Annotated in this window: 18 protein-coding genes and 1 tRNA gene; 6 read left to right on the top strand and 13 right to left on the bottom strand. The window is 64.6% G+C overall.

Translation table 11 applies throughout. From position 1 onward, the window contains the following. Positions 1-161: 161 nt before the first annotated feature. Positions 162-1049 carry a LysR family transcriptional regulator gene (locus ACFSGJ_RS08645; protein ID WP_390260798.1) on the bottom strand — a complete coding sequence of 296 codons (888 nt, stop codon included), beginning with the start codon at positions 1047-1049 and terminating at the stop codon, positions 162-164. 88 nt (positions 1050-1137) lie between these two features. Between ACFSGJ_RS08645 and ACFSGJ_RS08640 the strand changes: the two genes are divergently transcribed. Next, positions 1138-1704 carry an NAD(P)H-dependent oxidoreductase gene (locus ACFSGJ_RS08640; protein ID WP_390260797.1) on the top strand — a complete coding sequence of 189 codons (567 nt, stop codon included), beginning with the start codon at positions 1138-1140 and terminating at the stop codon, positions 1702-1704. A 3-nt stretch (positions 1705-1707) separates the two neighbouring features. Further along, complete coding sequence (locus tag ACFSGJ_RS08635) at positions 1708-2115, top strand: DUF6220 domain-containing protein (protein WP_390260795.1); 408 nt, start codon at positions 1708-1710, stop codon at positions 2113-2115. 160 nt (positions 2116-2275) lie between these two features. On the opposite strand, the gene ACFSGJ_RS08630 is transcribed toward ACFSGJ_RS08635, so the two are convergent. The 5 genes from ACFSGJ_RS08630 to ACFSGJ_RS08610 all read right to left on the bottom strand — a co-directional run bounded on the left by ACFSGJ_RS08630 (position 2276) and on the right by ACFSGJ_RS08610 (position 9106). Next, positions 2276-5611 (bottom strand): error-prone DNA polymerase, encoded by a 3336-nt coding sequence (locus ACFSGJ_RS08630; protein WP_390260793.1) that lies wholly within the window; start codon positions 5609-5611, stop codon positions 2276-2278. After that, positions 5608-7092 carry a Y-family DNA polymerase gene (locus ACFSGJ_RS08625; protein ID WP_390260791.1) on the bottom strand — a complete coding sequence of 495 codons (1485 nt, stop codon included), beginning with the start codon at positions 7090-7092 and terminating at the stop codon, positions 5608-5610. The genes ACFSGJ_RS08630 and ACFSGJ_RS08625 overlap by 4 nt, the downstream gene beginning before the upstream one ends. Further along, positions 7019-7513, bottom strand: a complete 495-nt coding sequence (locus ACFSGJ_RS08620; protein WP_390260789.1) for a hypothetical protein — start codon at positions 7511-7513, stop codon at positions 7019-7021. The genes ACFSGJ_RS08625 and ACFSGJ_RS08620 overlap by 74 nt, the downstream gene beginning before the upstream one ends. Before the next feature lie 863 nt (positions 7514-8376). Continuing rightward, entirely contained in the window at positions 8377-8652 is a 276-nt protein-coding gene (locus ACFSGJ_RS08615; protein WP_390260787.1) for a hypothetical protein, read from the bottom strand. Between the two features lie 52 nt (positions 8653-8704). Continuing rightward, positions 8705-9106, bottom strand: coding sequence for an XRE family transcriptional regulator (locus tag ACFSGJ_RS08610; RefSeq protein WP_390260785.1), 402 nt, complete (start codon positions 9104-9106; stop codon positions 8705-8707). A gap of 866 nt (positions 9107-9972) precedes the next feature. Here ACFSGJ_RS08610 and ACFSGJ_RS08605 point away from each other — a divergent pair. Next, entirely contained in the window at positions 9973-11229 is a 1257-nt protein-coding gene (locus tag ACFSGJ_RS08605) for a hypothetical protein (RefSeq protein ID WP_390260783.1), read from the top strand. 346 nt (positions 11230-11575) lie between these two features. On the opposite strand, the gene ACFSGJ_RS08600 is transcribed toward ACFSGJ_RS08605, so the two are convergent. From ACFSGJ_RS08600 to ACFSGJ_RS08590, 3 genes are all read right to left on the bottom strand, one after another. Further along, entirely contained in the window at positions 11576-13372 is a 1797-nt protein-coding gene (locus ACFSGJ_RS08600; RefSeq protein ID WP_390260781.1) for a DUF927 domain-containing protein, read from the bottom strand. Continuing rightward, positions 13369-13674 (bottom strand): helix-turn-helix transcriptional regulator, encoded by a 306-nt coding sequence (locus tag ACFSGJ_RS08595; protein ID WP_390260780.1) that lies wholly within the window; start codon positions 13672-13674, stop codon positions 13369-13371. The genes ACFSGJ_RS08600 and ACFSGJ_RS08595 overlap by 4 nt, the downstream gene beginning before the upstream one ends. A gap of 263 nt (positions 13675-13937) precedes the next feature. Continuing rightward, positions 13938-14027: transfer RNA gene (locus ACFSGJ_RS08590), tRNA-Ser, on the bottom strand. 137 nt (positions 14028-14164) lie between these two features. Here ACFSGJ_RS08590 and ACFSGJ_RS08585 point away from each other — a divergent pair. From ACFSGJ_RS08585 to ACFSGJ_RS08575, 3 genes are all read left to right on the top strand, one after another. Then, positions 14165-14443 (top strand): hypothetical protein, encoded by a 279-nt coding sequence (locus ACFSGJ_RS08585; protein WP_390260778.1) that lies wholly within the window; start codon positions 14165-14167, stop codon positions 14441-14443. 89 nt (positions 14444-14532) lie between these two features. Then, entirely contained in the window at positions 14533-15153 is a 621-nt protein-coding gene (gene trhA, locus ACFSGJ_RS08580) for a PAQR family membrane homeostasis protein TrhA (protein ID WP_390260776.1), read from the top strand. 65 nt (positions 15154-15218) lie between these two features. Next, a complete protein-coding gene (locus ACFSGJ_RS08575) occupies positions 15219-17393 on the top strand; it encodes a methyl-accepting chemotaxis protein (RefSeq protein ID WP_390260774.1) in 2175 nt (724 codons plus the stop codon). A gap of 192 nt (positions 17394-17585) precedes the next feature. On the opposite strand, the gene ACFSGJ_RS08570 is transcribed toward ACFSGJ_RS08575, so the two are convergent. The 4 genes from ACFSGJ_RS08570 to ureE all read right to left on the bottom strand — a co-directional run bounded on the left by ACFSGJ_RS08570 (position 17586) and on the right by ureE (position 21034). Next, a complete protein-coding gene (locus ACFSGJ_RS08570; protein WP_390260772.1) occupies positions 17586-18317 on the bottom strand; it encodes a lipopolysaccharide kinase InaA family protein in 732 nt (243 codons plus the stop codon). Positions 18318-19188: 871 nt separating this feature from the next. Further along, positions 19189-19803: an urease accessory protein UreG gene (gene ureG / locus ACFSGJ_RS08565; protein ID WP_390260770.1), complete on the bottom strand. Its 615-nt coding sequence runs from the start codon at positions 19801-19803 to the stop codon at positions 19189-19191. Further along, positions 19800-20435: an urease accessory protein UreF gene (locus ACFSGJ_RS08560; protein ID WP_390260769.1), complete on the bottom strand. Its 636-nt coding sequence runs from the start codon at positions 20433-20435 to the stop codon at positions 19800-19802. The genes ureG and ACFSGJ_RS08560 overlap by 4 nt, the downstream gene beginning before the upstream one ends. Beyond that, positions 20432-21034: an urease accessory protein UreE gene (ureE, locus tag ACFSGJ_RS08555; RefSeq protein ID WP_390260767.1), complete on the bottom strand. Its 603-nt coding sequence runs from the start codon at positions 21032-21034 to the stop codon at positions 20432-20434. The genes ACFSGJ_RS08560 and ureE overlap by 4 nt, the downstream gene beginning before the upstream one ends. Positions 21035-21399 lie beyond the last annotated feature (365 nt).

Below are 21399 nucleotides of genomic sequence, written 5' to 3'. Positions count from 1 at the left end.
ATGACCGAGCTGTTGAAGGAGTTGAACCGGATCTTCAACGAGGCCATCCGGACGCAGGCGCCAGGAAACGACCCAGCCGAGGGGCTGACTTTCGACCTGAGTCATTCGTCCTAGCCGCAGCAAGCCCCAGGTGTTCAATTTCGCGCAGTTGCCACCAAGGCTCACCTCAGCGCCGCGGACAACGCCGCCGCGACATGTCGCAGCGCGCGGTCCTTGGTGCGGCGTCGATGCCAAGCCAGGTGCAGAGGAAAGCCGCCTACCGGAATCGGGGTAGGGAGGGTCACCAAGTCACCTGCGGTGGCCCCAACGCGCGATGGCAGCATCGCGATCATATCTGAGCCACGCAACAGGTCTGGCACCATGCCGAAGTTCGGCACCACCAACCCGACGCGGCGGGTCCGGCCAAGCCTCGACAGCTCCGCGTCCAGCTGGCTGCGGGCCTCCCCTCGTCCCGACACGAGGATATGCGGCCAGGCCAGCCAGCTATCGAGGTCGAAGGCCGCAACCGCGGGATGATCCTGACGTAGCGCGACGACATAGTGCTCCCAAAGCAGTTCATCACAGTGGATCTCATCATCGTTTTCAGGAAAGACCGAGATGGCGAGGTCCGTGCTTCCGTCCACCAGCGCCGCCTTCGCGGCCGTCGCGCCATGCCAAGGCTGGATCACGAGGTCTATGCCCGGTGCAGTATCGCGCAAGGCGCGCTGGAGCGGGCCAACGACGAAGAGCGCCGGATAGTCCGCCATTACGATCCGCAGGCTTTGGTTGATTTCGGACAACGGCGCTTCGGGCGGGTCGACCAGATCGGTGACGCCTGCCAGCAGCGTTTTCAGTGGCGCGCGCAGCGATTCGGCCTTGGCGGTTAGTCGCATGGTGCCGCGTCCGCGTTCGAGCAGCTCATCGCGGAACAGGTGCCTGCAGCGTTGCAATGCGGCCGAGGCGGCAGGTTGCGACATGTTCAACCGGTCAGCCGCCCGGCTGACATGCGCCTCGTCCAGCAGCGCATCGAGAACAACCAGGAGGTTCAGATCGAGCCCACGCAAATTCATGAGGCTGATAATAGACTAGATGATCAAGCGATTGGAGTGATTTCTGGGGCTGCGGCATCGTCCGATCATCCCAATGATGGAGACGACGATGACAAAGACCCTGATCCTGCTGTTTCACCCCGATCTGACCCGCTCCAAAGCCAATCTCGCGCTGGCCCGTGCCGTCGAGTCGCTGCCGGGCGTCGAGGTGGTGGACATGACCGCTGCCGCCCCGGTCGGGTTCGACCTGTTTCGCGATGGCGAGGCGGAAGCCGCCCGGCTGTTGGCCGCTGACCGGATCGTGCTGCAATTCCCGGTGCAGTGGTATTCCACTCCGCCGCTGCTAAAGGCTTGGCAGGACGCCGTGCTGACGCGGATGTTCTATCTGGCCTATGAAGCAGAGGGCCGCCGCTTGGAGGGCACGCCTCTGATGATTGCGGCCACTGCGGGCAACACGCCGGAGGCCTATAGCCACGGGGGGTGCAACCTGATGCCGATGATCGATCTGCTCGCGCCGCTGCGCGCTACAGCACACCGCTGCAAACTGGTCTGGGCCGAGCCGTTCCTCCTCTATCGCGCGGACAAGCTGACGTCGGACGAACTTTCTGTCGCCGCCGCCGACTATTGCGCGGCGCTGACCCAGTGGATTGAGACCTCCGAGCCGAAGGCAGCGTGAACCATGCAAAAGACGCACGACACATTCACTGATCTCGGTGCAGGCACGCCCGCTTGGTTCGCACTTGCGGCCCGTGCTCTGCCCATTGGCATCTTCAGTCAGTTTCTCAGCGCCGGAACCGCGCTTTTCCGTGACGCGGAACTGTGGATCTTGCACACCGCCATAGGTGGGACGCTGGTCATCCCCGTACTGGCGCTTGCTGGTGGAGCACTCGCCGTTCCACGGCTGCGTGGTTTTGGCTGGTGGGTGGGCCTGGTGCTTGTGCTTTATCTACTCCAGGTCGCGCTGGCCGCAGGAGGAGAGCCGCTGCCGTTGTCTCTTCACCCGCTCAACGCGGCATTTCTGCTGACCGCCAGCTTGGTCCTTCTGGCAAAAGTCGAACGGCGCCGCGCTCGAAGCAAGTTGCACTAGCTTTTACTTGCTGGGTCTTTCTGGCAAGAACATCCGCCATCGCACTCCGATCTACAGGTGATGCGGCCCTGAGGGTTAGCTCCATCCCGCATGGCAGACGGTCAAGCATGCGGGGTCCGTCCCAACTCCGTGGATCTGTCCGCCCCCGCCCCCTGTCCTCTCAATGAAAATCCCTGCTGGGAAAGAGGAGCTTTGCCTGTTCGCGGGGGTGCCGGGCGCTTCGGACGCTGCCTTGCATGGGGCGGATGGTCTCGTCGGCGCGGCCGCGGGGGTCGATGGGGTCTGTCCGCGCCTCGCCCAGGCGCGAGAGCTGCGGCGAGAGATCCTCGATCCGCGTGGCGATGATGTGGATGACCGGGTCGTCGCGCTCGATCCGGCCGGTGACGCGCAGCAGGCGGCCGGCGACGACGGCGCTGCGGAACATCTCGTAGGTGCGTTTCCAGACGACGATGTTGGAGACGCCGGTCTCATCCTCCAGCGTCAGGAAGATCACGCCCGAGGCCGTGCCCGGACGCTGGCGGGTGATGACCAGCCCGGCGACCGTCACCTGCCCGGAAGCCTGCGGCAGATCGCCATGGGCGAGGATGCGCCCCCGCCCCCGCCCCAGTCTCGGGCGCAGCAGTTCCATGGGATGGGCGCGCAGGGACAGGCGCAGCGAGAGGTAATCCTCGACCGTTTCCTCGCCCAGCGTCATGGCCGGCAGGGTGACGGGGGCTTCCTGCCCGCCCTCGCCGTCCGGACCAAAGAGCGGCAGCGGCGCGGGCCCCTTCAGCGCCGTCACCTGCCAGAGCGCATCGCGCCGCGAAAGCCCGGTGGCGGCAAAGGCATCGCCTTCGGCCAGACGCTCCAGCACCGCCGGGACGACGCCCGCGCGGCGCCAGAGGCTTTCGACATCGGGATAGCCATTGCCGCGGGCCGCGGCGATCCAGTCGGCATCCTCCTGCCGCAGCCCCTTGATCTGGCGGAAGCCGAGCCGCAGGGCGAGGTTGCCATCCGCGCGCGGCTCCAGCGTGCAGTCCCAGGCGGAATGGTTGACCGAGACCGGCCGCACCTCGACCCCGCAGTCGCGCGCGTCGCGGACCAGCTGGGCGGGGGCGTAGAACCCCATCGGCTGGCTGTTGAGCAGCGCGCAGGTAAAGACCGCCTGATGATGCCGCTTGAGCCAGGCGGAGATATAGACCAGCCGCGCGAAGCTCGCCGCATGGCTTTCGGGAAAACCATAGCTTCCGAAGCCCTCGATCTGGGCAAAGCAGCGGGCGGCAAAGCCCGCGTCATAGCCCCGCGCCAGCATGCCCGAGACGAAGCGGTCGCGGAAGCCGCCGATCGTGCCCATCCGCTTGAAGGTGGCGAGGCTGCGGCGCAGCCGGTCGGCCTCGGCCGGGGTGAAGCCTGCGGCGACCACGGCGATCTGCATCGCCTGTTCCTGAAACAGCGGCACGCCATGGGTGCGGTCCAGCACCTCCATCATCGCGGGACCGAGATCCTCGACCGGTTCGCGTCCCCTGCGGCGGTTGAGAAAGGGATGCACCATGCCGCCCTGGATCGGGCCGGGCCGGACGATGGCGACCTCGCAGACCAGATCGTAGAAATTGCGCGGGCGCATCCGCGGCAGGAAGTTCAGCTGCGCCCGGCTTTCGACCTGAAACACCCCCACCGCATCGGCCCGGCAGAGCATGTCATAGACGCGCGGGTCCTCGGGCGGGACGGTTGCCAGCGTCAGCCGTTCGCCCCTGTGCTGCGCCAGCAGGTCAAAGGCCTTGCGGATGCAGGTCAGCATCCCCAGCGCGAGGATATCGACCTTGAGAAGCCCCAGCGCGTCGATATCGTCCTTGTCCCATTCGATGACGGTGCGATCCTCCATCGCGGCGTTCTCGATCGGGCAAAGCTCGTCCAGCCGGCCCCTGGTGATGACAAACCCGCCCACATGCTGCGACAGATGCCGGGGAAAGCCGATGATCTCGCCGATCAGCCGCAGGGTCAGCGCCATGCGCGGCTCGGCGGGGTCAAGCCCGGCCGCGCGCACCCTGTCCCCGACCGGCGCTGTGGCGGACCAGCCCCAGATCTGGCCCGCAAGCCGCGCGACCACATCCTGTGAAAGGCCCATGACCTTGCCCACCTCGCGGATCGCGGCCCGGGCGCGGAAATGGATCACGGTGGCGGTCAATCCGGCATGGTCGCGGCCATAGCGGTCATAGATCCACTGGATCACCTCCTCGCGGCGCTCATGCTCGAAATCCACGTCGATATCGGGCGGCTCGCCGCGTTCCTTGCTGATGAAGCGTTCGAAGATCAGGGTGATCGATTCAGGCGGCACCTCGGTGATGCCCAGAAGATAGCAGACCACGGAATTGGCCGCCGAGCCGCGCCCCTGGCAGAGGATCCCGCGCGAGCGGGCAAAGGCCACGATGTCATGCACGGTCAGGAAATAGGGCGCATAATCGACCTCGCGGATCAGGGTCAGTTCCTTTTCCACCCGGTGGATGATCTTCGGCGGCGCACCCTCCGGATAGCGCCAGTGCAGCCCCTCGCGCGTCAGCCGCTCCAGCCGTGCCTGCGCGGGTTCGCCATTACGGTTCTCGTCGGGATACTGGTAGCGGAGCTGGTCGAGCGAAAAGCCGCAGCGCGCGGCGATCGCCATCGTGCGCCGGATCGCCGCCGGGTGGCGGTGAAACATCCGCGCCATCTCCTCCCCCGCCTTGAGCCGGCGTTCGCCATTGGGCAGGCGCCGCAGACCCAGCGTGTCGATCGTGCAGCCCTCGCGCAGGCAGGTGAGCACATCGGCCAGCGGGCGCCGCGCAGCCCGGTGCATCAGCACGTCGCCCACCGCCACCAGCGGGGTATTCGCCGCCTGCGCCAGCGCCGCCAGCCGGTCGATGCGCGGCTGATCGCGCCCGTCATAGCGCGGTGCAGCCCCCAGACAGACATTCCCCGGAAACCGCCGGGCCATCTCGCCCAAGGACCTGCGGTCGGGGGTTTCCGACAGCGGATCGGGCGGCAGCGCGATCAGGATCATGCCCTCTGCGCGTTCCATCAGATCGGCGCGGGTGATCCGGCAATCGCCCTTGACCGCCCGCCGCTTGCCAAGCGTCAGAAGGCGCGTCAGCCGCGACCAGGCCGCCAGATCGGTGGGCAGCGCCACCCACTCGATCGCGCAATCGGTCAGCACGAGCCGCGCGCCGGGAATGAGGCGCGGCAGCCTGACCCCGGGCAAGTGCGGTGCCGCGTCATCCGGTGATCTGCTCTGGCGGCTGGAATGGTCGGTCACGGTCTGCGACCGGATCCCGGGCCCGGTGGCCGCCGCATCCTCCTCCTGCATGCGCTTCAGTTCCTTCAGGGCGGACCAGGCCCGCACCACGCCCGCGACCGAGTTGCGGTCGGTGATGGCGATGGCCTCGAGCCCCAGCTCGGCCGCACGCGTCATCAGCTCCTCGGGATGGGAGGCGCCGCGCAGGAAGGTGAAGTTCGAGGTGACGCAAAGCTCGGCATAGGGGGTCATGCGAATTCCCCCTGCACATACCAGCCCGGATCCTGCGGCGTATGGAACAGCCAGAGCCGCAGCCCCTCCATGGTTTCGACCCGCCAATAGTCGCGCAGGCCGCTGCGCCAGGCGGGATCGTCCAGCCACCATTCCGGCGTGATCCGTTCCGGCCCCAGCGCCCGCAGGCTCGTCAGCATCATCCGCCGCCAGCGGAACCGGGCCGGCGGACGTGGACCCTGGGCCATGATCGGTTCGGGAGGAAAGATCGTGATCGGGCGCAGCAACCCTTCCGGCACGATCGGGAGCGGCTGCGAACAGTCGGACGGCACCAGCAGGAAACTCCGCTCGGGCACAAGGCTCCCGGCCGGCTGGAAGCGCAGGATGCGGTCGAACCCGATCCGGTTTCCGAGCCGGCTGAGAAGATCGGCCAGCGCCTCCTCTCCGTCTGTCGCATTGGTCGCCCGCTGCGCCATGCCGGTCTGTCGCGCGGCCATCGGTTCGACCAGCGGCGCGTCAAGCCGCATTGCATCGATGCCAAAGCCCGCATCGACCTCTTCGATCCCGCGGGCAAAGAGCGCCGCCATCCGCACCGGATCCCGCATCGCACGCGCGAGCCCGATTTCCACCTGCACCGCCGCGCCATCCACCCGCCGCAGGTCCAGCCGCAACCGGCGCGCGCCGGCGCCGTGGCGGGCGAGACGCTCGCAGAGCCGTTCGAGCAGGCGTGCGAGCCCCGCCATGACATCCGCCTGCAAGCCGATGGGTTCCGGCAGGGTCAGGCGCACGCCGTAATGCGGGGCTTCCGGTTCGGCGCCGACCGGCTCGGGCTGATGCCCCAGCGCCTGATCGAGCCGGAGCACAAGGCCCTGCCCGAAGCGCCGGGCCAGCGGCGCGCGCGGCAAGGGGATCAGATCGCCGATGCGCCCCAGCCCCAGCCGGCGCAGCCGTTCCGCCGTCTCGTGATCGATCCGGAGCGCCGTGACCGGAAGCGGCGCGAGCCCCCGGGCCAGATCCCCCTCCGGCAGGATGCCCCCGCCACCATGGCGGGCAAGGGCAAAGGCCGCGCCACGGGTGGGGGCAATGGCGCTGACCGCCGTCATGCCGGCCCGCGACAGCCGGCCCTGCAGATCGTCCCGCAGCGCCGCCTCGCCGCCAAAGAGATGCCCCACCCCGGTGATATCGGCGATCAGCCCGTCGCTGCCGTCCCGCGCCACCATCGGCGCATAGCGCCCAGCCCAGCGGCAGAGCATGGCCAGCGCCACCCCCTCGGCCGCAGGATCGGCGGGGCGGGTCGACAGATCGGGACAAATCGCGCGCGCATCCGCAAGCGGCATTCCACGGAAAAGGCCCCGCGCCTCGGCCAGAGCGTTCAGGCAGTGCAGATGCTCGCTGTTCCCGGCCCGGAGGCTGAGCGCGAAAGGCCCGTCAACCGGACGTTTCCGCAGGGCCCGGTCGCTGGCCAGCCGCGGAAACCATATCGAAAGCAGGCGACGAGCCATCCCAGCGCAGATCCCACTCCCCCAATGTTCCGCTTTTGTTCTTGATAAGCGCCCAGCGATGCAGAGTCGAGTCGCCGGCCCGTGCGACTTGCGGGGATGTGATCTCTTTCCTGGTGCAATGGTTCTCCGCGAGGCGCTCGGTCATCGGGCGGGCGAGAGGCGCGCAGTGCCAGCGGGTCTCGACTGCCGCACTCCCCCCCGCCGACCCGGTCAGCAGGAGACCCAGCGTCTTCCCCGCCTCTGCCGCCAGCTGCAACCGCCGCCCCGCCTTCAGCGACAGCGGCTTCTGCGGCTCGGCAATCATCGCGGCCACGCCGGGCTCGCGCAGGATCTCCTCCGCCGCGCGCAGAAGCTCGGTCTCGGACGGTGCCCGCACGATCTGCAGCCGCGCCGCCAATCCCTCAGGCAGCGCCTGCGGCATCAGCTGCTCCGCCACATGATCCGGCTGAACCCAGAACACCGGCCCCGCAAGCCGCGCGACCTGCAACAGCGCAAAAAGCCGCCGGCCAGGCCCGGACGCCTCATGCACACGGTGAGGCAACAGCGAGAGAGGGGCGTGCAAACTCAACGGCGTCGATCCTGATGCATAGCTCTCGAGCCCCTCTCATCATTTGCTAGACGGGCGATCCGAACCGTCGTGCGAAAGGGGTTATAGTTCCAGAGAAGATCCTGAACGGTTCTGTGGATACCCGTTGTCTCGTCGCGAAACGCATCCCGCCACGCGGCGATATGTTGGTTATATTGCTCCATGATTGTCTAAGCCTGAGCGCCGATCTCCCCTGATCATACCGGCAGATGCCGACACCGGCGACGGCCATTTACCTCTGATTCTATCTCCGAGCGGGCTCTTTTATCGTTCCCGCGAATAAGCACGCATCTTGCGGATGGCCTGAAGATGGAAGCGGCCACTCCCGTGCGAGCCATTCCCAGGCATCGGCGCGCCATTCTGACGCTCGCAATACTGACCCTGACGCACGCGCGATCGGATCCGCCAGACAGGATTCCTCGACACATATGTGGCAGACCTCCCGCAAGCTTCGCCTCGCACCTGTCGATCATTTGCCGTCACAATGTCACCGCCTTACGCCCGCGAGCGCCCGCTATAGGTGCGGCAGCGGACCCATGACGAATTTGCAGGGCCCAACGCCAACGCGCTCGTAACGCTTCGGCTCCTAGTTCGAGAGTCAGAGTGGAGAATAAGACGCGCAGTCCGCAACCTTCCGCAACGCATGGTTCTTCGATGCAACCATGGTGCCTTGGCCGATCGCCTTGGAACTGCTGCTCTCACCCCGCTGCCGAGATCCCCATCAGCACGATCAGCAGCGCGAAGCCAGCACCATAGATTGCCATGAACCAATACCACATCTTGCCGAGGTCACGGATCACCCGCTGTTCGAGTTCATACAGCTCGCGCCGGGACACGAGGTCGCTCTGACGCGCCTCATCGGCGGTGATCTGAAACTCAACATCGACAAGCGCCTCCGCCAACGCCTCGGCCTGCTTTCGCTCCATACCCGCCTCGATCATCCGGCGAGAAAATCCGAGGGTATCCATCCGCATTACCTGTCCTCCTGCTCGTCGGGATCTTCTCGCAAACGTTTGCATATACGGATCATCTTTGAAAGATTGCCCGAACAGCAGAGCGGGCGCGGGACGTCACGCCCGGATCGCTGTTACCCGAAGCCTCGCGGATCTCCTTGAGCCAAGCCAGTTCATTCCGCGTGACTATCGCGCCAAAGATTTCCTCGATCGCCAATCGATGCGTCGCGCCCATGTCCTGTTCGAGGGCGAGCAGAAAGAGATATCGCGGATCGCAGTCGAGGGCCTGCGCCAGGGCGGGCACACGGTCGAGCGGCAGTTTGTTCGCGCCGGACTTCAGCATCGCGAGCACGTTCGCGTTGATAAACCCCGCCTCGACCGCGATTGCGCGCTGCGTCTTGGGCCGAAGTTCGAGAATTCGCTTTTGAAGATAGGCGGCGAGCCTCGTCTCGCTATAGGGCCGTCCTTTGGTCATCACTTATCGCCTTTCGCTATGATTACGCACGTTTCGTGCTTCTTTCTATTTTATAGCAATGGCTTGGACGGGAATGATTGTGGGAAAGACGATCAGGTAGAGGGTGTCGTCTCATCGGCCCTGGGTTCAAATTGGGAGACCGAGACCCCGCCGCAACGGTGCGCCGCCGATCTGACGCTGGAAGCAGTGACCGCGGAGGTCACCATGCGACTGCATCACTCTGGGGCGGAGACAGTCCGGTTTCGAAGCAAACACCTGCCCGTCGAGAACCCCAGTGACAGCCATCAGGCGACGCCCCTTTACATCGTGCCCGCAACCGAAGGCTCGCGTCGACCATGAGGGCGCTTCCGATCCCCTGGCCGTGCCGCATGGGCAGGATTGCGACCGGGCCGATCAGGCCCCAGCAGGCCACGTCCCCGATCCGGTCATCCGAGCCGGCCAGATAACCATTACGCGGGTCGAGCAGATGCGCCAGATTCTCAAGCAGTTATCGGCGCATGTTTAGCCAGTTATGGCTGCCGCGTCATTGATGGGGCTGAATACGATCCGGAACCGGGCAGATTTGGGCGCTTCGGTCGTTGCCGCGATCCGGAGGTTCCAGTGCCGGAGTGTCTCGGCCACCCGAGGCATCCCCTTGCACTCTGTCTACCCCAGCTAGGACTTCGAACTTGCGGTGGCTCCCGGACGAGCCATTCCTCCTCCGTGGTGCGAACGCTACACCCCCCGTCGATGACCGGCAGCAAATGCGTCCGCCTGGTCATGGATGGAGGCGATCCTCTTTGTCGCGACGATGATCCAGAGCCGTTGCTTTACCGCGAAATAGCTCCACGCGACCTTCCATCCGTCGTCGCAGAATGCGATGACAAATGCACCTCTACTTCCACGGGCATCGCGTGACGCAATCTTTATCTATCAAGGTTCCGCTTGAAGGCACCGGCTCGCAACCGGTTTTGCTCTCGCTGAAAGTGGTGCCGCTCAAAAAGGTGCAGGCTAGGTTCAAGGATCGCTACGCGCTGCAACCGGACATCGACTTAGCTCAGTATCGCGTGAAAGCAGTGGTCGACTGGGTCGAACTTCACTTTCAGTTTCACAAGCAGACTCAGTTCCAGCACGTTCAGGCGGCGCTGGCGCGAACTCTCTCGGCGACGCCCTATATCAAGGCGCTTGACAAGGGACCGGGAGGGGTGTCCTCGCGGTTCAGCGCGAGATTTCAGGATCCGCCATCACTGGCAGCGATTTCGAGCGCCTGCGCAATGCTCGGTAAAAAGATCGGGTTCATGATGCCGCCTGCGATAGTCGGGCTGGAAGTGAGCATTGATGCCTACCCGCGTTCCGGGAAGGATGTGGATCGAACGCGGATGACCGCTGTCTTTCAGCGGACGTTCTTCACGGAACGCGACTACTGGACCGATGCAAGAGACCGGCTGCGCTTTGTGACTTCGGTGAATGGCGCGACAACTGCGCATCGGGTTTTGCCTGAAGACAAGGCCGGACGTCTTTCTGATCGGCTGCTCGATCCCACGCACATCACAAAGCCATTCGGGAACACGACGGTGTATCTCGGCGCCAATGACAACGACGTAAGCTTTCGCATCCAGAACAAGATAGCTGACAGACGCAACGCATCTACTGGAACCATGGTGCCTCTTCCGCAGGACAAGAAGCGCGCACGCATTGAGGTGACCTTGAGAGGCAACGAACTCGCAGGTCTGAAGCTCGACCATCTGCAGAACTTCCGGACATTCAGGTTCGCTCGGCTGCAGGGGCGTTACTTCCGGTTCTTGTTGCCGAGCTTTCGTAGCTCTGAGCACCCATCCAAGGCGGTTGGAGCTGCAATGGAGCGTCTTGAGCAAATCCGGGCATCTGTTTTCGCGATGGGAGGAATGCTAGCCTTGGGGTTGATGGACGTGAAGCGGCAAACCTACCGGAAGAGCCTGCTGCACGACCTGAAACGTCTCTTGCGGCAGCGCGGCCGCACCTACCGAACTCCACGGACGGGGGTGGGCGGAACTTCGGACTACGTGGCTTACGAAGAACTGAACAGAGCCGTCAGTGAGGCGCTTCGCAAGCTCGACGAGCGAGAACAAATGGCCTGGGAACGCCTAGATAAGGGAGGGGTGTAGGGGTAAGCTGAAGGACAAAGATAAGCTGTTGCTTAGCTATTAGGCCGGTCACACCACCCGGGAGAACCGGATAGCTGCAGATCCTGGCCCACAGCGTAGCTCAGAACGCCCGAGAGGCGCGCGAAACTGACGGAAAAAGTTGCAAATCGGCTTCAGGCGCCGTCGCGTGTCCCTTCGGAGGTGGTCGCCGCAGTTTGCAGGGGTCCAGCTTGGACCACTTGGACCAGCTGGACCACCTTACCGATGAGTTTGTCGTGCAGGCTATTGTGGTCCGATCGGACCTGATGGACCACCGGAAGCTGTCGTGCCTGGATTGCTCGCAGCGCGACAGCGACTGGTCCGCGCTTCACGCTGCCTTCGAACCGGCTACAACCGCGAAAGGTCCGGCGGCCACCCCTACCTCGTCCAGAATCCGAACACTCACCGCATATACCCAAGGACGTCTCGGGATGCTGCGAGGCATCCGGAACTGCAGTCCTCCGCCCCCGTTCGTCTTGAGCAGACCGTGCGCGTCGAGGCGCCGTGCGGCCTCTTCCGGCTTGGTATGGTGCCGTTGCCAGACTTCACGCGTGACGTAAAAGTAGTCGTCGTCCAACCAGCCGAACGAGCAAGGAACAGGCGCAGCCACGCCGACTTGAGCTTCCTCCAAGCCGGCAGTCGCCGCTTCGACGAAGCTTCGCGTGATGGCCATCCAGTCGGGCTCGGATCTGGAAGGCTGCTGCTTGTGCCGTTCATGCCAGGCGCCGAACGTTTCGAGGGCTGCGCGGAGCGCACAGGCAGGAGTCCAGCCGGTGATCCCGGCACCGGTGGCAAGATAGCCCGCAAGGGCCACGAGCGCGAAGCGCCGCAATGCGCGCTGCGCCTGGCCATCTCCGGCGGCAACGGAATAGCTGTCTGCACCGGCTACGCTGATCCGCTCGATCATACTGCGATACTTCGCAACGTTGTGCCGGTTCTCGATCAGAAAGCGAACAAATGCCGGACCTGCGGTTCCGTAAGAGCTGCTGTATCCGCGCTGCAGCCGGTCGACGAACTCGGCGGGTGCGCCTGAGCCATGCAGATCGTCAAAGGCCCGATAGAGACGATCATCTGCCACGACGTCCAGAAGCCGCATTTCGTGACCGGCCTTCGCATGCCTGCCTGCGATGCGCATATGCTCCGCGACAGACACCTCTCCAGCTGAAAGGATCCCAAGGCGCCAGCTTGCACTCGTGGCGCGCGAGCCGGAAACCTCCATACGCATCTTTCCACGGCCATTCCCGAGCAGATAAAGCAGATCGCCCAGCTCATTCGTGGGTGCTTCGGCGATCTCGTCGATCACGAGAACGGTTCCGCTGGCCGCAGCCGCAGCAGCTTCCAACCCATTCTTGGTGGCGTTCCAACCACCAGTTCCCGCCGGAGGTCCCCAGACCGATGCGCCTGCGCGAATGAGCGTCGTCTTGCCGCTGGATGACACCCCACGGAAGTGCAGGCCGACGCTTTCTTCTCCCAGCATCTCGATGAGCGGGCCTGCGAGAGCAACAGAAACAGCAGTTACGAGAAGCCGGTTTCCGACGCCGAGCGCGCCGACATTGTTCCTCCAGTCGTCGATGCTGCCAGCCGAAGATGCCGCTGGTGCAGTTACGTCTTTGGTGAAGATCACGTCCTGGGTGCCGATCGGCGTGCCATCGGGCAGCACGAAGGTCGTGAACTCGCGATCGGACCACCCCGGCTTGTCGACGAGCAGCAGGAGTGTCTCATTCCGCCAGATCTGCAGAAGGGCGGCGAGGTGTTTCCTGGCGCTGCTTCCCGGTGCGAGGTCCAAGCCGGCACCAAGAAGCGGAGCGATAAACTTTGACGCCGGGCCCCCGAACAACTCTTTCGGGATCACATGCAGCTTCCAACGGCGGTCGCGGTCCAGAAGCTGGAGGATCAAGCTCCACTTGCTGCCCTCCGGCGTGCGGGCATCCCCCACGAGCCGAAGCGGCGAGCAAAGCCAAACCGCATCTTCGTCAGCGTTGTCGCTGATGTAGATGCCGTCCTTGCGCATATAATAGCCGGCGGGCAGATGATCGTTGGGATCATCGACCGCCGTTGAGGACGACAGCTCACAGAGAGCACGCGCGGAAGCTGCGGGAACAGATGGCGCAACGTGATGTGTCATTGCGCGGACCCTGCGTGTATCTGACGGGACGACGCAATGACGTTGCCGGGACAAGGGACGGAGGCCATGAACACGGCAGGAGACGTCTCCAGCAGCATGCTGAAGCAGAAGTTCGTCTGCAGAGAGCCCTCCCAGTCCAGAATATCGGCGAGGCGCCACCGGGTGGTGCGACCGCTCAGCTTGACGGGCTTGGGGAAGTTCTGCTCGCGCACCCAGCGCCAGATGCTGTCTTTCGACACACACAAACGCTCGGCAACCTGTTCAACGGACAAGTAAAGCTGGGGGCTCTGGAATACGGCCATCATGGGCTCCTATAAACACGGTGAGGAGCAGACGGGTGCGAGACCGTCTACTCTCCAGTCTATAGCGACTTTGACTCCGGATGCGCGCCGATCTGAGAAATAATTCTCAACATGCCTGAGCGAAGGCGTGTTCGCTGCGCCTTGTGACCCGGCAGTCGAGCTTCTGCTCGCAACATAGCGTTTTGAGGTTGGCGGGACAGATGGCGGGTAGCCTCGCGATGTCGTCAACCAAATCTTAAAAATCAGTTCCTTATGGGAGATGATGGCGGAGAGACAGGGATTCGAACCCTGGGTGGGGTCACCCCCACAACGGTTTTCGAGACCGCCCCGTTCGACCACTCCGGCACCTCTCCGCGCTGGGGGTCAGTGGGGGCGATTTAGTCGTAAGCCCGGACGGGCGCAAGGGGTTTTTCATGCCCGCGCCGTCAAACGGAACATTGCTCTTCGATGCGGGTTGCGACAGAACCGGACAGTCAAAGCAGGAGCAGCGATGCAGGATCTTCCGCCCGCCACCCTTGAAGGCAAGATGATCGCGCAGCGCCGGATGATCGCCCAGATCCTTGCGGTGCTGATCGAAAATGCCGCAGACGATCGCCTTGCCGACCTGCTTCTCGATGTGCGAGATTTGCCGCTGGATCAGCAGGAAGACCCGGGCGCCGTCCCCGACCCCGCTATGGCGGTACAGGGCGCGGTCATCGAGGAGCTTCGGCTCATCGCGGACGAAGCCAGACGCCTGATGGCGGAACGAAAGGCAGACGGAACCGCCTGATCCTTCGAAACGACGGTGTTTTCTTCCGTGAGAGGAGCAGTAATCACGTGCCGCTGAATACCACCCGAGAGGAGACTCGCGCAGAATACGTGAGTGATTCTGCCGTCCATGTCGCGGGGCTGGTTGCGGTGCTGGTCGCAGCTCCTGCGCTATTGGCATATGCGGCGACGCAGGCGGGGGATGTCCGGACGATCACCGCCGTTTCCGTCTACTGCGCAACGCTGGTGGCGATGATCCTCTTCTCGGCGCTTTACAACATGCTGCGCCATACCCGCTTTACGCCCGTGCTTCGGCGGCTGGACCACGCGGCGATCTACTTCAAGATCGCCGGGACCTATACGCCTTTCGCACTGTTGTCCGGGGCGCCGGCCGCCTTCCTGCTGGGCATGCTGTGGTTCGGCGCGGCGCTTGGCACCGTGCTGCGGGTTCTGGTGCCGCACCGGTTCCGGTGGGTGGCCTTCGGGCTTTATCTGGGCATGGGCTGGGCCGGGGTGGTGGCGGGTTGGCCGGTTCTCACGGCGCTCTCGGCGCCCGTGCTGGCGCTGATCGTGATCGGCGGATGCCTCTATACCTTCGGGACGGTCTTTTACCTTGCAAAGAACATGCCGTTCCAGCGTACCGTTTGGCATGTGTTCGTCCTTCTGGCGAGCGTCATGTTCTACCTTGCCGTCGTCATGCAGGTGGGTCAGACGGCTGTTTCGGGCAACTGAAAACGGTTTCTTATCTTTTGGTCCCTAAAAGGGTGGTGTCGCTGTCGCGGCTGGGGATCATCAGAATGCATAATAACCTTCGTATTTCGACGCGCATTCTTGGGGGGTTCGGGGTTATTCTTGCCCTGCTCCTCGGGCTCGCAATGTTTGCGTATAACGAGTCTCGGTCTCTCGGGGACCTTTTTGCCGACTATCGCGGCGAGACGGCCAGTGCCGCCGCGATGGATGATATCCGCTATGCGGCCCGGCGCGCAGAGCTCGCCGCAACCGCCTATGTCGCAGCGCCGGGCGAACAGACCGCCGCGACGCTCAGTGCGGAACTCTCCCGACTGGAGGGCGGGGTTGATCTGCTCCTGACCACGGTTGCGGCGGATCAGTCCGTCACGGCCAACCGGTTGCATGACATTGCGGATATCTTTGTTGCGCAGGCGCGGGCGATGCAGACCGCTGTCGACATGCGCAACCATCGGGTCGAGGCCATGCAGGCACTGGGGATCGAGCATCGCCGCCAGATCGGCGCGATCCAGCGCAACCTCGCGCAGCGCGGCGCGGAAGAGCCTGCCTATGCCGCCCTTGGGGCGAGCGAGGCGTTTCTCGTTGCCCGGATGCGGGTGGACCGTTTCCTTGCCGGTGGCACCGAGGCCGATTTCCAGGAGGCTTTCGCGCCACTGGACGAAACGCTGGTCCGGCTGGATCAGGCGAGCACCGAGGCGACGATGGCCGAACGTGCCGATCTCGGTCGCGCGCGCGATGGGGTGATGGCGTTCCGGGACGCCGCCGAGGCCGCGCAGGCCGCCGAATACGCCCGCCGCGAGGCGATAGACGCGCTCTCCGCCGCGGCCGCGCCGCTGATCGAGGCGGTCGAAGCGTCCCGGACGGACGCCGCCGCCCGGCAGGGGGCGATGGGCCGGAGCGGTGACAACCTGGTCACGCAAATCCTCCGCACTGTTCTTCTTGTCGCAGGCGGTGCCTTGGCGGCGGGTATTTTCCTGGCCTTTGTGGTCGGGCGCTGGATCGGCCGCGCGATCAGCGACATGGCGGGGACGATGAAGCATCTGGCCGAGGGCGATCTGGACGTCCGGATCGACGGGGCAGAGCGCAAGACGGAACTGGGAGAGATGGCGCGATCGCTCAAGGTCTTCCAGTCAAACGGGCGGGCGCAACGCGAGGCAGAGGCCCAGGCCGAGCGTCGCCGTGCGGAGCAGGAGCGTGTTGTGCGGGATCTGACCTCGGGGCTCGGGCGTCTGTCCCGGGGCGATCTGACCGGCGGGATCGAGAGCCCGGCCGATGACCCCTTCCCGGCCGAGTACGAGACGCTGCGCCTCACCTTCAACGAGCTTGTGTCGAGCCTCAACACCATGGTCCTGACCATCACCGAAAGCGCCCAGGGCGTGCGCAGCGGCGCCGACGAGATCGCGCAGGTCTCGCAGGATCTCTCCTCCCGCGCCGAGACCCAGGCCGCGACGCTCGAACAGTCCGCCGCGGCGCTCAACCAGCTCACCGAGAGCGTGCGCGCCACCGCCGAAAAGGCCGCCCAGGCCGACCGCGCCACGATCGAGAACCGGCGCGAGGCCGAGGCCGGCGGCGCCGTCGTGCGCGAGGCCGTGACCGCGATGCGCCAGATCGAGAAATCGAGCGAGCAGATCACCCGCATCATCGGCGTGATCGACGATATCAGCTTCCAGACCAACCTTCTGGCGCTGAACGCGGGCGTCGAGGCCGCGCGGGCGGGCGAGGCCGGGCGCGGCTTTGCCGTCGTGGCCTCCGAGGTGCGGGCGCTGGCGCAGCGTGCCTCGGGATCGGCCAAGGAGATCAAGGACCTGATCTCGCAAAGCTCGCAGCAGGTCGAGGAAGGCAGCGCCCTGGTCAGCCGCACCGGCAGCAGCCTCGAGGATATCCTGCGCCGTGTCTCCGAGGTTTCGGCGCTGGTCTCCGAGATCGCGGCGGCGGCGACCGAGCAGGCCAAGGGGCTGGCCGAGGTCAATACCGGCGTCACCCAGATCGACGTGGTGACCCAGCAGAACGCCGCGGTGGCCGAGGAATCGACCGCGGCCGCAAGCTCGCTCCTGAGCGAGGCGCAGCAACTGGCCCAGGCGCTCTCGGGCTTCCGCACCAGCGGCGGAAAACCCGCAACCCCCGCCCGCGCCGCCCCCGTCACCCAACTCCGCCACGCACCCCAACCCCAACCCCATCCCCAGCGCGCCGCAGCCGCAGGTGGGGGCGGTTGGGAGGAGTTCTGAAAGCAAAAAGGCGGCTCAACAGAGCCGCCTTTTCCCTTGCGTAGCGAGCAGGCGACGCAATCCCCACCACAGCAAACCCGCCGGAGGGTGATCAACACACACGCTCCGCATCCGGATTTTATACCGATCTATCGGCCAGAGTCTTTCGGATGGTAACAAAGAGCCTCTGGACGAGGCTTGCGAAGAAGGACTTTATCTTGAGAAACTCTGCAGGGTCAGCGGAATAGCGCGGAATTCGCGCCCCGAAGGCCGCTGCTGCAACGATCGCGTCAGAAGATCGAGAGGTCGTAGAAGAGCACAAAGCCGCTGCGCCCCACGCCAGACCCCTAGATCGCCGGAAGCACGATAGGCATCGGCAGCCGCAAGCGCGAGTCCTGGCATCTGAGGGGCATAGACATGGATCGAAAAGACCAGCGCGATCAAGTCGACCACATGACGCCGCCGCACGCCGCGCCGCGGGCTGAAGCGTTCCAGATCGATAAAGGTGACCTGTTCACCATCCCAGCAGATATCCTTGATGCTCGGTCGGCCGTGGGCGAACCCCCGCATATGCATCTGAGCGAGCGCAGTGCCCGCCGCCGCCATGGCAGGCAAAAGCCCTGCCTCGGATGCATCCGGCTCCCGCACAAGCCTGTCAAGCGTCGGCCCGCTGTCTTGTGTCACCAGAAGGGACGGCCCCTCGGCCACGATAGGCGGCACCGGAAGCCCCGCATCGCGCAGCACATGCAGTCCCCTGCGCTCTTTCTCGAAGGCGCGCCGGGGGTTTCCCTTTTGCAACCGCCAGCGCAGGGAGAGATCTTCAACCTGCTTGACCCAATAGGCCCGTCCCGCAGCCTCGATGCGTTGAACTCGCCGGCGCGGCGCGTTTCGGAGTTCAGCAAGAAGCGCCTCGCCAAGCGTGTTGGGCGGAAAAATGTCGGGCATTGGAAAAACGTCTGTATCTATGATTTGTCGAACATGTATCACATATGTCATCTTCATGTAATGAAATAGTGCCTCTCGAGAACGAGGGTCACCGCCCGAATCGGGCCAGAGATATTGCGCGGAAGGCGGAAAGTTAGGCTAATCAGCGCCTACGACATCGAAGCGGCCATGCCCGTCAGAGCCCAAGCAGCTGATAATCCGCGTTTGACGAAGCGTGCAGAGTACGCCGTGAAGTGCCGGCAGGGCGGTTTGATCCTGTTGCAGCCGTTTCTTGCTCTGCGGATGATCCCTATGAAGCGCCCCTATTCCGGACCGTTTGGCCCGGGGCTTCAGGTCTGCCGAGGTTCAATGCTGCGATATGCAACCAACTGTGGAACCACCCTGGCGATCGCATGCCGCTCCGAAGCGGGGGCGCTCTGCTCGGCGGCCTGCCTTCGCCGCGACATTTTTTAAATGGAGGTGGGGACGTTGGCGCACCTCCGCCGCGCCCGCGGAGCACAGCCCTGCCCCCGTCCATCTCGCGGTGCGCCGCTGGTTATGAGCTATAAAGACTTCGCAAAGCGAGGTAATGCGGTCGACCTTTCGGGCTCTTGGGTTAAATTCCAGTTCGCAACGAAAAGCGATTGGGCGGCAGCTGCTCGGAATCGAGCAGCGATCGTCGCCCGGCGCATCAAGTTTCAACGCCGAACGCTAATGCTGGGGGATCCATTTCTATCACGCGACGGGATGTGCCGCCGTCGCGCCGAGGAAACCAATCTCGGGCGCGTGGAACCCGCTGTGCGCATGGAACTAATCCTATAAAGAATTAGGACTCGGTCCCGCATAGCTGCATTCTCACACACGATATCCAGCAGCGTTTTTTGCCCGAGGCTCAATCCAGCCCGCCTTCGCGGCGAATGAACGCCGCGACATCCTCCACCCCGCGCCCCTGCCGCAGGCTCGCCATGACGAAGGGGCGCGCGCCCCGCGCGGCGGTGGCGTCCTGTTCCAGCAGCGCCACATCCACGCCGACATGTGGCGCCAGATCGACCTTGTTGATCACCAGAAGGTCCGACCGGGTGAGTCCCGGCCCTTTCTTCCGCGGGATATCCTGCCCCGCCGCGGTATCGATCACATAGATCGTGAGATCGGCGAGTTCCGGGCTGAAGGTGGCCGCAAGGTTATCCCCCCCGGATTCGATCAGGATCACGTCCAGATCGGGGAAGGCAACCCGCAGGTCGGCGACGGCGGCAAGGTTGATGCTCGCATCCTCCCGGATCGCGGTATGGGGGCAGCCGCCGGTTTCCACACCACGGATACGTTCCAGCGGCAGCGCCTGCGCGCGCATCAGGTATTCCGCATCCTCGCGCGTGTAGATGTCGTTCGTGATCACCGCGACCGAGTAGGTGTCGCGCAACGCGAGGCACAGCTTTTCCGTCAAGGTCGTCTTGCCTGCGCCCACCGGGCCGCCGATGCCCACCCGCAGCGGGCCGTTCATGCTTGTCATGTCCTGAAGATCCTTACGTCCATCGTTTCATGTTGCATCGCCGCCAGATCTGCCCGCAAGACCCCGGCCCCGAGGGCAGAGAGCGGCGCGTCCACGGCCTCGGCGGCGACCTCGGCAATTGCGCCGTGCAACCCCTGCAGCACGGCCTGCCCGTCAGTCTGCCCCATCGGCACAAAGCGCACCGCCCCCTGCACGAGGTTCGATGCAAAAGCGTGAAGATAGAGGCGGAGCACCTGTTCGCTTGCAACCCCCAGCCCCGCGGCCGCCGCACCCACCGCCACCGGATAGGGCATCGGCGGCCACTTCTGCCCCGTCAGCGCGTTGGTGGTCGCCAGAAAGGCGCGCCCCTGCTCCATGGTTTCCAAAAGACGCTCTTGCGAGGGGGCGAGAGCCTTTGCCGTCTCGGCCAGGGCCATGATGTCCTGCCCGGGCGCAAGCGCATGGGCCAGCAGGATCGCGTCCGTCCGCGCCGCTCCCCAGCGCAGGATTGCCGAGAGCCAGTCCGAAAGCCCGGCCGCCGTCCGGATCTCCTGCCGCGCGATGACGGTCTCCAACCCGTGCGAATAGGCATAGCCCCCGACCGGAAAGGCCGGCGAGAGCCATTGAACGAGCGTCAGAAGCGGATCGGTCACTCGGTCTCGGCCACGGAATGTTGTTCATCCCCCGCCCGGTCGCGGGGGGTCGCATGATGATGCACCGACCGATGTGCGTGATCGTGATGGTGATGGTCGTGACCGCCGGAATGGCTGTGGGAATGTGCGTGGGCATGGCTGTGGCCATGATCGTGGCCCATGGTCCGCCCGTGGCCATAGGCGCCCCCTTCGGGCCGGAACGGGGCCGTCACCTCGGTCAGCGAGGCACCCAGCCGTCGCAGCATATCCGCCAGAACATGATCCTGCCGGATCAGCAGGCGGTCGCCTTCGATCTGGCAGGGCGTGTGCCGGTTGCCGATATGCCAGGCAAGACGCGGCAGCGCGGGGCCGCGCACCTCCAGCAGGGGTTCTTCGGCGGCCAGAACCTCGATCAGGCGCCCGTCCGAAAGCTCCAACGCGTCGCCGTCATTCAGGCTCGTGGTTTCCGGCAGGTCCACGAGGACCGAGTCGCCCAGCGCGGTCGTCAGCCGTTTGCGCCGCAGGAAACGTTCCTCATAGCCCAGAACCACACGGTCGGCGGCATCGGCCCAGCTGCCGGCGGGACGGACGGAATGGGCGGGGGGCAGCGTGTTGGGCATCGGGTTCTCCTTGGATGTGGGGTCGAGTTTACGGGGCCCACGCGCCAAGGCAAGCGATGGCGTGAGACCCGCGCGAACATTAGCCGAACATTAACCCTTGGCTGCGAAGGTCGGGGACAAGAGGGATTCGATGACAGGAGCGACGACATGGACCTTCGGCAGGCGGTGGAGGAACTGGCGAACGTGCAGGCGGAAATCACGCGCCTCCGCCAGCGGGAAACGGAGTTGAGGGCGCTGTTTGCGTGTTCCACGGGATGATGGGCGCCCATTCCAGCTGATCATGGGCAGCGATTCCACGCGATGATGGGCAGCCGTTCCACGCGATCGTGGGCGGATTGGGCGACAGTCTGAAGCTACGGTGAGCC

This window comes from Halodurantibacterium flavum, assembly GCF_042681825.1.
Lineage (GTDB): Bacteria > Pseudomonadota > Alphaproteobacteria > Rhodobacterales > Rhodobacteraceae > Halodurantibacterium > Halodurantibacterium flavum.
This window is presented reverse-complemented; position numbering and strand designations above follow the sequence as displayed.

Bases quoted from the DNA above. Each gene is read 5' to 3' on its own strand.
- ACFSGJ_RS08645 (WP_390260798.1), bottom strand. From the start codon at position 1,049: ATGAATTTGCGTGGGCTCGATCTGAACCTCCTGGTTGTTCTCGATGCG.
- ACFSGJ_RS08640 (WP_390260797.1), top strand. From the start codon at position 1,138: ATGACAAAGACCCTGATCCTGCTGTTTCACCCCGATCTGACCCGCTCC.
- ACFSGJ_RS08635 (WP_390260795.1), top strand. From the start codon at position 1,708: ATGCAAAAGACGCACGACACATTCACTGATCTCGGTGCAGGCACGCCC.
- ACFSGJ_RS08630 (WP_390260793.1), bottom strand. From the start codon at position 5,611: ATGACCCCCTATGCCGAGCTTTGCGTCACCTCGAACTTCACCTTCCTG.
- ACFSGJ_RS08625 (WP_390260791.1), bottom strand. From the start codon at position 7,092: ATGGCTCGTCGCCTGCTTTCGATATGGTTTCCGCGGCTGGCCAGCGAC.
- ACFSGJ_RS08620 (WP_390260789.1), bottom strand. From the start codon at position 7,513: ATGCCGCAGGCGCTGCCTGAGGGATTGGCGGCGCGGCTGCAGATCGTG.
- ACFSGJ_RS08615 (WP_390260787.1), bottom strand. From the start codon at position 8,652: ATGCGGATGGATACCCTCGGATTTTCTCGCCGGATGATCGAGGCGGGT.
- ACFSGJ_RS08610 (WP_390260785.1), bottom strand. From the start codon at position 9,106: ATGACCAAAGGACGGCCCTATAGCGAGACGAGGCTCGCCGCCTATCTT.
- ACFSGJ_RS08605 (WP_390260783.1), top strand. From the start codon at position 9,973: ATGCACCTCTACTTCCACGGGCATCGCGTGACGCAATCTTTATCTATC.
- ACFSGJ_RS08600 (WP_390260781.1), bottom strand. From the start codon at position 13,372: ATGACACATCACGTTGCGCCATCTGTTCCCGCAGCTTCCGCGCGTGCT.
- ACFSGJ_RS08595 (WP_390260780.1), bottom strand. From the start codon at position 13,674: ATGGCCGTATTCCAGAGCCCCCAGCTTTACTTGTCCGTTGAACAGGTT.
- ACFSGJ_RS08585 (WP_390260778.1), top strand. From the start codon at position 14,165: ATGCAGGATCTTCCGCCCGCCACCCTTGAAGGCAAGATGATCGCGCAG.
- ACFSGJ_RS08575 (WP_390260774.1), top strand. From the start codon at position 15,219: ATGCATAATAACCTTCGTATTTCGACGCGCATTCTTGGGGGGTTCGGG.
- ACFSGJ_RS08570 (WP_390260772.1), bottom strand. From the start codon at position 18,317: ATGCCCGACATTTTTCCGCCCAACACGCTTGGCGAGGCGCTTCTTGCT.
- ureG (WP_390260770.1), bottom strand. From the start codon at position 19,803: ATGACAAGCATGAACGGCCCGCTGCGGGTGGGCATCGGCGGCCCGGTG.
- ureE (WP_390260767.1), bottom strand. From the start codon at position 21,034: ATGCCCAACACGCTGCCCCCCGCCCATTCCGTCCGTCCCGCCGGCAGC.